This is a genomic window from Aquirufa salirivi, assembly GCF_045310485.1.
Classification (GTDB): Bacteria; Bacteroidota; Bacteroidia; order Cytophagales; family Spirosomataceae; genus Aquirufa; species Aquirufa salirivi.
This window is the reverse complement of record NZ_JBEWZH010000003.1, coordinates 1-12,577: the sequence shown is the minus strand read 5'-3', so window position 1 is coordinate 12,577 and position 12,577 is coordinate 1. Positions and strand designations below refer to the sequence as shown.

The 12,577-nt window shown below is 37.5% G+C and carries 9 protein-coding genes; 1 reads left to right on the top strand and 8 read right to left on the bottom strand.

What is annotated here, in order from left to right; genetic code table 11:
• Nucleotides 1-32: 32 nt before the first annotated feature.
• The 6 genes from leuB to rhaT form a co-directional block, all read right to left on the bottom strand.
• Nucleotides 33-1,106, bottom strand: a complete 1,074-nt coding sequence (leuB, locus tag U0R11_RS04445) for a 3-isopropylmalate dehydrogenase (RefSeq protein WP_406750059.1) — start codon at nucleotides 1,104-1,106, stop codon at nucleotides 33-35.
• Between the two features lie 18 nt (nucleotides 1,107-1,124).
• Nucleotides 1,125-2,618 (bottom strand): alpha-isopropylmalate synthase regulatory domain-containing protein, encoded by a 1,494-nt coding sequence (locus tag U0R11_RS04440; protein WP_406750574.1) that lies wholly within the window; start codon nucleotides 2,616-2,618, stop codon nucleotides 1,125-1,127.
• A gap of 25 nt (nucleotides 2,619-2,643) precedes the next feature.
• Complete coding sequence (gene leuD / locus U0R11_RS04435) at nucleotides 2,644-3,234, bottom strand: 3-isopropylmalate dehydratase small subunit (protein WP_406750057.1); 591 nt, start codon at nucleotides 3,232-3,234, stop codon at nucleotides 2,644-2,646.
• 20 nt (nucleotides 3,235-3,254) lie between these two features.
• On the bottom strand, nucleotides 3,255-4,658 hold the full coding sequence (gene leuC, locus U0R11_RS04430) for a 3-isopropylmalate dehydratase large subunit (RefSeq protein ID WP_406750055.1): 1,404 nt from the start codon (nucleotides 4,656-4,658) through the stop codon (nucleotides 3,255-3,257).
• Between the two features lie 120 nt (nucleotides 4,659-4,778).
• Nucleotides 4,779-5,810, bottom strand: coding sequence for a GntR family transcriptional regulator (locus U0R11_RS04425; protein WP_166374167.1), 1,032 nt, complete (start codon nucleotides 5,808-5,810; stop codon nucleotides 4,779-4,781).
• Entirely contained in the window at nucleotides 5,811-6,860 is a 1,050-nt protein-coding gene (gene rhaT / locus U0R11_RS04420; RefSeq protein WP_406750053.1) for an L-rhamnose/proton symporter RhaT, read from the bottom strand. It lies immediately after the preceding gene.
• Between the two features lie 215 nt (nucleotides 6,861-7,075).
• Here rhaT and U0R11_RS04415 point away from each other — a divergent pair, with 215 nt between their 5' ends.
• Nucleotides 7,076-9,181, top strand: a complete 2,106-nt coding sequence (locus tag U0R11_RS04415; protein ID WP_406750051.1) for an outer membrane protein assembly factor BamB family protein — start codon at nucleotides 7,076-7,078, stop codon at nucleotides 9,179-9,181.
• A gap of 16 nt (nucleotides 9,182-9,197) precedes the next feature.
• Here U0R11_RS04415 and U0R11_RS04410 read toward each other — a convergent pair whose 3' ends face one another.
• Both U0R11_RS04410 and U0R11_RS04405 read right to left on the bottom strand, forming a co-directional pair.
• Nucleotides 9,198-10,511, bottom strand: a complete 1,314-nt coding sequence (locus U0R11_RS04410) for an FAD-binding protein (RefSeq protein WP_406750049.1) — start codon at nucleotides 10,509-10,511, stop codon at nucleotides 9,198-9,200.
• Between the two features lie 81 nt (nucleotides 10,512-10,592).
• On the bottom strand, nucleotides 10,593-12,577 hold a 1,985-nt coding region (locus U0R11_RS04405), incomplete at its 5' end, for a T9SS type B sorting domain-containing protein (RefSeq protein ID WP_406750048.1).

Below are 12,577 nucleotides of genomic sequence, written 5' to 3'. Positions count from 1 at the left end.
TGGAGACCTAAATTTATTAAATAATGTGGCAATTAAAGCAATTTTAAAATTTCTTCACCGATGGCATCAGTCCCTAAAATCATGGATGAATCAGTGGTTTTATCGGCGATATCACGAGTACGGAAACCCTTCTTCAAAACTTGATCGATTGCTGAAATAATAGCTTCTGATTCTTCTTTCATACCAAAGGAAATATCCAATAATAAAGCAGCGGATAGAACAGATGCCATTGGATTAGCTAATCCTTTTCCAGTGATATCATGAGCTGAACCGTGAATTGGCTCATAAACCCCAGTACCATCACCAATAGACGCTGAAGCTAGCATTCCCATAGAACCTGCGATTTGAGAAGCTTCATCCGTCAAGATATCACCAAACAAATTAGCTGTTACTACTACATCGAAACGAGTTGGCTCTTTGATTAAAATCATGGCCGTAGCATCCACAAATTGGTATTCTACTTCTATATCTGGATACTCTAAAGCTAATTTTTGAATTTCTTCTCTCCATAAACGAGAAGATTCCAATACATTCGCTTTATCTACAGATACTAATTTTTTACGACGAGTTCTAGCGGCATCAAAAGCTTTACGACCAATTCGTTGAACTTCATAGCGACTATATTCAGCTACGTCATAGGCGGTATCACCATTATTTTTACGACCTTTCTCTCCAAAATAGATGTCGCCCGTTAATTCACGAAAAAATAAAATATCAGCACCTTTTAGGATTTCAGGTTTAATACTAGAGGCACCTAAAAGTTCATCAAATAATTTAATTGGGCGTAGATTGGCGTATAAGCCCAATTCCTTACGCATTTTTAATAATCCTTGCTCTGGACGCACCTTAGCAGATGGATCATTGTCGTATTTTGGATGACCTACTGCTCCAAATAAAACGGCATCCGAATTTCTCATTTTTTCCAATGATTCAGCAGGAAGTGGATCTCCGGTAGCTTCAATAGCTACGTGACCAATTAATGCTTCATCATAAGTAAACTCATGATTAAATCGTGCTGCAATTTTGTCTAAAACCTTTTTACCTACAGCGGTTACTTCTTGTCCAATTCCATCACCTGGAACAATTAAAATATGCTTCTTAGCCATTTGTATTATTGTATGTTACTAAATCAAATTCAACATTTTTTGAGTTGCCTTAATGGCAGAAACCGTTTGATCACAATCTAATCCACGGGTAATTAACTCTTTTCCTTGATGAGACCAAGTTATAATGGTTTCACAAAGTGCATCAGAATCGCCTCCTGGCGGAATCCTAACTGCATAATCCTTCAATTGAGGCAATTTCTTACCATTCTTTTGGAATATAATTTCTAATGCATTCACAAAAGCATCGTACTGACCATCCCCTTGCGCATGTTCTTCATAGACTTTTCCGTCGATGGAGATTTTCAAGGTTACCGAAGGGCGTAATTCTTTACTATGTGTTAACACATAATTCAGAACTTGAACCCGCTCTTCGATGGTCGAGCTATCCAAAACATCCGAAATGATGTAAGGTAAGTCATTCGGTGTTACAACTTCTTTGCGATCTCCTAATTCAATAATACGCTGGGTCACTTTCTTCAAATCTTCATCTGAAAGTTGGATACCCAATTGCAACAAATTATTCTCAATATTGGCTTTACCACTGGTTTTCCCCAGAGCATATTTACGCTCACGACCGAATCGTTCGGGCATTAAATCATTGTGATATAAATTATTCTTTTTATCACCATCTGCGTGAATTCCAGCGGTTTGAGTAAAAACGTTTTCTCCTACAACTGGTTTATTGGCAGGAATCCGGAAACCAGAAAAAGTCTCCACCAATTTACTAACGGAATACAATGATTTCTCCTCAACCGAAACTTCTACCTCTTTTTGATAATCATTAATCACCGCTATTACACTAGCTAAAGGTGCATTACCTGCTCTTTCTCCCATGCCGTTCACTGTTAGATGCAATCCATGAACTCCATTTCTAACCGCTTCTAATGCATTGGCTGTTCCTAAATCATAATCATTGTGCGCATGAAAGTCAAAATGAACATGAGGGTACCGTTTAACTAATTCAGAAATAAAGGATGCTACTTCAGATGGAATTAAAATGCCTAAGGTATCAGGCAACAAAATACGATCAACAGGTAATTGGCTCAAAAAATCAAGATATGAAATCACATAATCTTTTGAATTACGCATTCCATTTGACCAATCTTCAAGATAGACATTTACTTTTAAGCCTTTGGAAATGGCAAGTCGGATAGTCGCTTCAACTTCACTAAAATGCTGTTCTGGTGTCTTTTTTAATTGAAAAGTCAAATGATTTAAAGACCCTTTGGTCAATAAGTTCATCACTTTGGCACCGGCATCTAACATCCATTTGACAGATGTTCCACCATCCACAAAAGTCAATACTTCCACTTTATCCAAAAGACCATTTTTACTGGCCCATTCTGTGATTTTTTTCACAGCTTGAAATTCACCTTCCGACACACGTGCCGAGGCAATCTCAATGCGATCAACTTTTAATTCAGTCAATAGCAATTGAGCTATGGTTAATTTTTCACTGGCAGAAAAGGATACCCCACTGGTTTGTTCACCATCGCGAAGGGTGGTATCCATGATTTCAATATGACGTTTCAAGGAATTATCGATTGGAAGCAAAGGATACGATTTCGTCTTTCATAGCTTGTAAATAATCTATGTCGTCAAAACCATTTAATAAATTATGTTTTTTATAGCCGTTGATATCAAAATTTTCAGAAGCTCCGGTAGAAACAATGCTGATACGTTGTTCTTCTAAATTCACTTCAAATTCTGCCTTGGGGTCCTTTTCAATTGCTTCAAAAATGAGATGCAAAAACTCTGGACTTACTTGTACAGGTAAGATTCCTACGTTAATGGCATTTCCACGAAAAATATCAGCAAAGAAAGAAGAAACCACACATCTAAATCCATAATCATAAATCGCCCAAGCTGCATGCTCACGACTACTCCCTGAACCAAAATTCTTCCCTCCTACCAAGATCTTTCCTTGGTAAGTAGGATTGTTCAATACGAAATCAGCCTTGGGTTGATCATTTTTATCGTATCTCCAATCTCTAAATAAATTATCTCCAAATCCTTTACGCTCCGTTGCTTTTAAGAAACGAGCTGGGATGATTTGATCTGTATCTACGTTCTCAATAGGTAATGGAACGGCAGAACTTTTTAATACACTAAAACTATCGTAAGCCATAATGGTCTAATTTAAACAACTTATAAAAACTCTCTTGGGTCAGTAACCAAACCGGTTACTGCAGCCGCAGCAGCGACTAATGGACTAGCCAATAAGGTACGAGAACCTGGTCCTTGACGTCCTTCAAAATTACGGTTGGAAGTACTAACAGCATATTTTCCAGCTGGGATTTTATCATCATTCATCGCTAAACAAGCCGAACAACCTGGTTGACGCAATTCAAATCCTGCTTCAGTTAGGATTTCAAAAATACCTTCGTCCTTAATCTGTTTTTCAACAATATGTGAACCCGGTACAACCCAGGCCGTAACATGTTCTGCTTTTTTGCGACCTTTTACAATAGAAGCAAAGGCTCTGAAATCCTCAATACGACCATTCGTGCAAGAACCAATAAACACATAGTCTACTTTCTTCCCGATCATGGCATCATCTTCGGCAAATCCCATATAATCTAAGGATTTTTCATAGGTGGCTACACCACCTTCTAAATCCGTAGCTTTGGGAATGTGCTTAGAAATGCCCATACCCATTCCAGGATTAGTTCCATAGGTAATCATAGGTTCAATATCAGTTGCATTGAAATTGATCACTTGATCAAAAACAGCGCCATCATCCGTTTTTAATGTTTTCCAATAAGCCAATTGTTTTTCCCAATCAACACCCTTAGGCGCTAATTCACGGCCATCAATGTAGTCAAACGTTGTTTGGTCTGGAGCAATCATTCCACCACGAGCACCCATTTCAATAGAAAGGTTACAAACGGTCATTCTACCTTCCATGGACATATTTCTAAATACATCTCCTGCATATTCTACAAAATATCCCGTAGCGCCTGAAGTAGATAATTTAGATATAATGTATAAAGCCACGTCTTTGGGAGTCACACCTTTTCCTAAAGTTCCATTGACATTGATGATCATTTTCTTAGGTTTAGGCTGCATGATGCATTGTGATGAAAGCACCATTTCAACTTCTGAAGTACCAATACCAAAAGCAATAGCACCAAAAGCACCATGAGTAGAAGTATGGGAATCTCCGCAAACAATGGTCATTCCAGGTAATGTAATACCATTTTCAGGTCCTACTACGTGAACAATACCATTTTTGGGATTTCCTAAACCCCAATGTGAAATACCATATTTGCTTGTATTTTTCTCTAACTGCAACAACTGATTAGCAGATAAAGGATCCTCAACTGGCAAATGCTGATTAATCGTTGGTGTATTATGATCTGCTGTGGCAAAAGTTCTTTCTGGAAATAATACACCAGTACCTCGTGTCTCTAAACCTAAAAATGCAACAGGACTGGTTACTTCATGAATGAAGTGACGATCAATAAAAAAAACGTCTGGACCATCTTCGATCTTACGAACGACATGAGAGTCCCAAACTTTATCAAAAAGGGTGCTGGGAGTTTTGCTCATTATAATAGAATTAAATAAATACCTAAATCAAGCTACAAAAATGCTACTTTTTTCAGGAAATTCAAAGGTTTAATTGCTCAAAAGCAGAGATTTGCCATATAAAATTTGGCGATAAGGGGACTATAAAGAGGCTCTCGAAATAAGACAGAAAGGATTTTCGATGTGTACCTTAGAATTTGTTTTAATGATTTCCGCTGCTGTTCTTCCCAATTGAGCAAAATCTGTGGACATCGTACTGATACCTTTAAACAACAACCTTTTTAATGGTGTTTCATTATAGGATATCAAACCAACATCTTCCCCAAGAATTAATTCCTTCTCCAATACCTTTTCCAATAACATAATTAAGTCGTCCTCCATTACATTGATGTAGGCTTCACCCACAGCAGGTGTTATGGCACTAGCCGAAGATACAATTTCCATATCAAAGGCGAAATCACGGCAAAAATTAGTAAAACCCGTAACAATTTCTTGAGGATAATATGATGTATTTGGGAAAATCATTTTCAAAACATGGTATTTACTTAAATCATCTTTAGCTTGGATTAAAGCAGAGTAAATATCTTTTTCAAAATTTTCATACACGGCTCCAAAATTTCCCTGTATACCTGGTATTAATTTATCCAATAAAATCAATTTCTCTTTGGGTAATTGATTAATCAATTCTTTCGCACTCTGCTCCCCTTCCATAAAGTGAGGAATAATCACAATATGAGAATAATCACGATCTCTCGATTGAATAATCTTTTTAAATAGGTTGAAATCATTATTGTAGATATAAAAATCTATCGTGGCATTTTCGCCCATGGCTTCCACAAAGGAATCATATACCAATTTCTTGTGGCCGCTTAACTTATTGAACAACAAAAAAATACGAAAATCAACAGGTAGCTTATCTATTTTAATAAAAAATCCTTTTCCTCTGACAGAATCAATTACTCCTTTGGATTTCAAATAGTTATAACCCTTCTCTACAGTAATGCGAGAGATATAGTATTCAAAACTAACTTCATTAATCGATGGTAAACTTTCCCCTTTTTTAATCCGCTTATTGCGAATACCTTCTATGATGGAATTTGCAAGCTGCTGGTATTTAGGTGTCGATGAAAACTCATCGATATGGATAACATCAAGAATATTAGAATGACTCATTTATAAAGAATTACCGATACCTACAATGATAACAGAGACCAAAATTACAACAATTCCTGCCATTACTGTCCTTAATGTTTGTTTTGAAACACCTTTCCATTCTTTGAAATACAGACCCCAGAAATTCGATGTTAAAATAATGGTAGCCATGTGTAAAATCCAAGAACTAGCCCCATTGCCCAATTTACTTTCTCCCATTCCATAAAAGAAAAATTGAAGAAACCAGGTGGTACCTGCCACAGCTGCAAACGTATAATTTCTGCGTAATGGAGAATTGGTATTTAAGTAATCGCCAAATGACTTATTGCTATAATTTAAATACATGCACCAAATGAAATTCGTAGTAAATCCTCCCCAAAGTACAACGATGAAAATGACATTATTTTGGAATAAAGGATCACAACCTTTAACAATAGCTTCATTGGCCATTAATTTACCTGCTTCTATACCAAAATTAAAACAAGCACTCAATAAGCCTGAAATGGTAGCTACTATTAAGCCTTTGACTAAATTAAACTCTTTGATGCTTTCTTTTTTCTGCTCATCAGATAATTCGTTTTCCTTCATCATACCTGCTTTTCCGCACAGATATATACCGAAAATACACACCAAAATTCCCAACAATACAAGTCTACCGCCTGTGCTACTTGCTATTTGAGAAAAAGTAATACCTTCCATGCCTGAAAATTCACGGTAAATTGGCGGCACTAAGGCTCCAAAAATACTGCATAAACTCAAGGCGATGGACATACCCAATGACATTCCTAAATAACGCATGGCTAAACCAAAGGTTAAACCACCTATTCCCCATAATACACCAAATGCATAAGTCCAGAATAATGTACTAGAATTAGCTTGCTGAATAATTTGCATGAAATCAGGGATGGTCAAATAGGCTGCTACAAATGGTACCAATATCCATGAAAACACACCTCCTACAATCCAAGCACTTTCCCAAGACCAGACTTCAATCTTTCTATAAGGAATATAAAAACTACCTGAAGCAAAGCCTCCCAAGCTGTGAAACAACAAACCTAATAATGAACCCATTTGATCTATTTATTATTTATTTTTAATTCTTACCTAAAAAGCGAAATGTGAAACTATTCTAATCTCTAATCAATTAACATGACATCATACTTAGCCATTTAATCAATCATTTAAGGAATAATTCCTCAAATTTAGCTTGCTAATGTAACAGAAGAAATGATAAAAACAATTCAAGGCAGGCTAATGAAAGTACTATTTATTATTAAATTAAGCCTATGAAAAGTAAAATACCCCATCTTTCAGCCTTAGCATTATTGATTTTTCTCTTGGGCAGTTCTTTTTTAACAATACAATCCAATGAAGATTGGCCATCCTATTTAGGTGGTGCAGACCGTAATCATTATTCTACATTAAGTCAGATTACATTAGAAAATGTGCAACAATTAAAAGTAGCCTGGACCTATGCTAGTGGTGATTCTGGTCAAATTCAAGCTAATCCGATCATCATTAATGGAGTTTTATATGGTGTTAATGCCTCCGTTCAAGCCTTTGCTTTGAATGCCGCCACCGGAAAAGAAATTTGGCGATTTGGAGACCCATTAAAAAATTGGGCCAGTACAAGTCGGGGCGTTTCTTATTGGAGACATGAACAAGAAGCTAGAATTTTATACACAGCAGGGCCAAATTTATGGGCATTAGATGCTAAAACAGGAAAACCCATACCGTCATTTGGTCAAGGAGGCAAAATAGATTTACATACAGGATTACCTAAAATTGCCCAAAACAAATTTCTACTTTCCAATACTCCTGGTACCATCTATCAGGATTTAATCATCATGCCCTTACGGCTTTCTGAAGAAGAAGATGCTGCACCAGGTGATATTCGGGCCTTTGATGTTAGGACAGGTAAATTAGTTTGGACTTTTCATACGATTCCTTATCCTGGTGAATATGGATATGCCAGTTTCCCTAAAGATGCCTATAAAAACACCTATGTAGGAGCTGCCAATAATTGGGCAGGAATGGCGGTTGATGAAAAAAGAGGCATACTTTTTGTTCCTACTGGTTCGGCTGGATATGATTTCTGGGGAGGAAATAGACCAGGAGCTAACCTATTTGCCAATTGTTTGATAGCCTTGGATGCAAAAACAGGAAAGCGCCTATGGCATTTTCAAACTACTCACCACGATTTATGGGATAGGGATTTACCAGCACCTCCCAATTTAATCCGAGTAAAACATCAAGGAAAATACGTTGATGCTGTGGCGCAAATTACTAAGCAAGGTTTTGTGTTTCTATTCGACAGAACTACAGGAAAAGCACTTTTCCCCATCTTGGAAAAGAAAGTAGCTACAAAAGGATTAGCGGGTGAGAAACCTTGGCCTAGCCAACCATATCCTAGTAAACCTGCTCCTTATGCTCGACAGTCGTTTGAAATCAGCCATCTTGATGTAAGTCCATTCGCAGAAAACAAAGAAGAATTAAGTCAACAGCTGAAAAAATTCAACAAAGGCTTTTATGCTCCACCAAGTGAAGTGGGGACACTGATATTTCCAGGCTTTGATGGAGGAGGAGAATGGGGAGGAGCCGCAGCTGATCCTGTAAAGGGAATTTTATACGTAAATAGCAATGAGATGGCTTGGGTTCAAAAAATGGAAAATCAAGCGGAAAAGGAAAAACTAAAAATAAGCAACGCTAAAAGACTTTACCAAAACTATTGTCAAAACTGCCATGGAGCAGAATTACAAGGAAATAGTTTAAGTGGATATCCATCTTTAGTGGATATTTTTAAAAGAAGAGATAAAGCATTCGTCAAACAAATCATCCAACAAGGTAAAGGGATGATGCCAGGATTTACACAATTAAAAAATAATGAGATCGAATCCATTTTGTCGTTTTTAGGTAACGAAGATAAACAAGAAATTAGTAGTCAAAATTCGACAGGAAAAGCTAAAATCCCCTATCGAATGGCTGGTTACAATAAATTCTTAGATGCACAAGGTAGGCCTGGAATTAAACCACCATGGGGTACTTTAAATGCAATCGATATGAATACAGGAGAATATATATGGAAAATACCTTTAGGAGAAGATCTTGAATTAGCCAAAAAAGGAATCAAAAATACAGGGATAGAAAATTATGGAGGTCCATTAATTACAGCCAATGGATTACTATTCATAGCAGCTACCAAAGACGGGAAATTCATAGTTTTTGAATCAAAAACTGGTCAACTAATTTGGGAAACCCATTTACCAGCAGCTGGATTTGCCACGCCTTCTACCTATATGGCTGGAGGAAAGCAATATATCGTCATTGCATGTGGAGGAACCAAATTAGGAACACACAAAAACAATCAATATGTAGCTTTTGCACTCCCTTAATTTAAACAAATTCAACTTATATGTATCTATTCAAAAACTCATTTCGCCAATGTCCTAGAGGATCCAAGCGCTTGGCCAAAACCTGAAAATCTTTGAATTTGGGATATCTAGATTGCAATTTTTGTGGACTCATGGTAAATAATTTTCCCCAATGTGGTTTTACTTCAAATGACTCCAAAGCTGCTTCAATATCCGGTAATACAGTAAGCACATGTGGTGTATCAGGCTTCCAAGTAAAGTGAATGGCAATCATATCTTGTTGATATGCAGGACTTAACCATAATTCATCAGCTGCAATACTTCTAATTTCGCTTACAAATAAATAGGGTACAAAAATGGAATGAATCGCTTCAATGGCCATGATGGCTTGATAGGCATATTTCCTTGGCACAAAGTATTCTGATTGTAACTCAGCCCCATTACTAGGTGTAAAACCCATTTTAAAGTGCGGCAATCGTTCATACCAAGGTCCCGAAATTCCCATTTGTTCGGTACAATTGACTGGCGAATTAATTTTAATTGGATGCAAATGTGTGGTCGCAGCAGTGGCACCAAAATACTCCTTTACAGGATGAATATTCTTGGCATTCGATCTTTTCTTAATCCACAATTGATTGATGGTCTTATTTTCCCAATGGGTAAACATACTAACCGAATATCCTTCTTGATAAACTTCATCAAAATGGTCTTTCAATTGATTCATCGATAAATTTTCGAAGACAAATTGGCTTACTTCGAATGTTGGTTGAATGGCTAAGGCGATTTTGGTTACCATGCCTAAAGCACCAATATTGACAACGACGCCATTAAAATCAGGATGGCCTTGCTCCCAACGTTCCAAGGTTCCATCGGCTTTCATGATTTCAAGCCCGCGTACTGCCGAAGATAAATTACCATTTCTATCACCTGAACCGTGAGTGGCCGTTGCACATGCCCCAGCCACTGAAATATGTGGTAAGGAGGCCAAATTATGTAATGCAAAACCTTCTTGATCTAATAATAAACCAAGTGTTCCATACTTGATACCAGCTTCCACCCAAACCCACATCTTTTGACGATCTATAGTAATCAATTTATCCAATTTGGAGGTAGAAATCAGTGTATCAGTCGTATTAGCAATGGTATTAAACGAATGTTTAGATCCCAAGGCTTTAGGCTGTTTGGCCGCTAATACTTCTTTTCTTAATTCGTCAAGGTTGCTTGGGAATACGATTTTTTTAGCCGAGTAGGTCAAATTTCCAGCCCAATTAGTTTCTGAGACGGATGGAATATGAAATTGACTAGCCATAAAAAGAAGACTTGAATGCTGTATAAATTCTTGACGGTTCATTTTGGTAGAATTATACAAACCAATCTACAAAATATTTCAAGTATTCAGTTGTTAATTCAAACAAACGATAGGCCTTTTTAGCTATTTCATATGGTTTACATAAATAAAGGATTGAACATTTGGCTTGGCTCCTTTGAAGTCAATGAAATAGAAGTAAACCCCATCAGCAATTCGTCCATCACCTGATACAAATGATTCTTGCTTTGCAATCTCTCCTCCCCAATCATTTTTATAATTGTCGGTTTCGTAAACAATATTACCCCAACGGTTAAAGATGCTTAAATGGTGGCTTGGCATGCTCATGATGCCAGGAATCACAAATTTATCGTTGACACCATCCCCATTTGGAGAGAATCCTTGCGTCATATAGGTCTCACATACATCTTTATCCTTACTATTCGGTATGCCATCATGATCACAATCCGGTAATGCACCATAGTTTAAATCCTCTTCTAATTTATCTGGAACACGATCTCCGTCATCATCGGGATCTAAATAATCTGGAATACCATTTTTATCTGTATCCAATGGATTTAAAGGATCAGAGCCTACCTCTTCCTTGTCGGTAATTCCATTATTATCCGAATCTATATCTCGGTAATCAGCTAATCCATCGCCATCAGTATCAGCTGGTCTATTTGGATTTAATCCAGCCTCTATTCTATCTGGAATTCCATCTCCATCCGAATCCAAGTCGCGGAAATCAAAAACTCCATCCTTATCGGTATCCAATGGTTTATTTGGGTCAAAACCTACTTCCACTGTGTCTGGAATGATATCTCCATCCGAATCTCGGTCAATATAATCTGGTAAGCCGTCTTTATCTGTATCTAGGGGTAATTGGGGACTATCACCTGCCTCTATTTTATCCCAAATGGTATCATTATCTGAATCAAGATCGAGGTAATTGGCTTTTCCATCTTGATCCGTATCCAAAGGAATCATAGGGTCTATTCCTGCTTCCTTACTATCTGGAATTCCATCATTGTCTGAATCGGTATCGTGGTAATCTGTCGTATTATCTCCATCAAAATCTTGAGGTTTTAATGGATTTGAACCCGCTTCTATGAAATCTGGAATTCCATCACCGTCAGAATCTGTATCGCGGTAATCCGGTATTTTATCACCATCAAAATCCTGAGGTATTAATGGATTTGAACCCGCTTCCATGAAATCTGGTAGACCATCATTATCCGAATCTGAATCTCTAAAGTCGAATATTTTATCCTGATCTGAATCCCTAGGCTTGTTACCATCTTCACTAGCTTCAATTTTATCTGGTATTCTATCTGCGTCGCTATCAAGATCAAGATAATCGGGAGTTCCATCTAGATCGGTGTCAGTTAACACTTGTAGAATGAATCCAGCTTCTAACTCATCTGGTATGGTATCACCATCAGAATCAAGATCGAGATAATCAGCAATCGAATCCTGATCACTATCAACAGGATTGTTTCCATCTTTACCCGTTTCTGTTTTATCATATATACCATCATTGTCACTATCAATATCTCGATAATCTGAAGTTCCATCTAGATCACTATCCAATGGTAAACTAGGCTTAGTTCCTGCCTCGATTCGATCAGGAATAGAATCCCCATCCGAATCTGTATCTTCGAAGTCTTTCAAGCCATCCCCATCCGTATCCCATGGTTTAGTGCAATCTCCTACTTCAACGATATCTAAAATTCCATCTTCGTCTGAATCTGTATCACGGAAGTTGGCCAATTTATCTTGATCCCAATCTGCTCCACCTTCTACTCCATCACGGATGCAGTCATTGTCTGAATCTAAGTCCAAGAAGTCGGGTGATCCATCCTTGTCCGAATCAATTACCACTTTGTATTCTCCACGATCATCCCATCCGTTGTCATTGTCATCGTTGGAATTAGTACATTCTCTACACTTATCTTTGCCTTCCCAAGCATCTGGTATACCATCGCCATCCGAATCATCATCTAAGTAATTTGGAATGCGGTCTCCATCATTATCTGTATCTCGCTCATCGCTATCTCCTAACCAATCTCCATCCGAATCTTTATCTCGATAGTTTGGTCTTCCGTCTT

Coding starts and splice junctions, on each gene's coding strand:
- U0R11_RS04425 (WP_166374167.1), bottom strand. CDS start 5,810: ATGAGTCATTCTAATATTCTTGATGTTATCCATATCGATGAGTTTTCA.
- U0R11_RS04415 (WP_406750051.1), top strand. CDS start 7,076: ATGAAAAGTAAAATACCCCATCTTTCAGCCTTAGCATTATTGATTTTT.
- leuB (WP_406750059.1), bottom strand. CDS start 1,106: ATGGCTAAGAAGCATATTTTAATTGTTCCAGGTGATGGAATTGGACAA.
- leuD (WP_406750057.1), bottom strand. CDS start 3,234: ATGGCTTACGATAGTTTTAGTGTATTAAAAAGTTCTGCCGTTCCATTA.
- rhaT (WP_406750053.1), bottom strand. CDS start 6,860: ATGGGTTCATTATTAGGTTTGTTGTTTCACAGCTTGGGAGGCTTTGCT.
- U0R11_RS04410 (WP_406750049.1), bottom strand. CDS start 10,511: ATGAACCGTCAAGAATTTATACAGCATTCAAGTCTTCTTTTTATGGCT.
- U0R11_RS04440 (WP_406750574.1), bottom strand. CDS start 2,618: ATGGATACCACCCTTCGCGATGGTGAACAAACCAGTGGGGTATCCTTT.
- leuC (WP_406750055.1), bottom strand. CDS start 4,658: ATGAGCAAAACTCCCAGCACCCTTTTTGATAAAGTTTGGGACTCTCAT.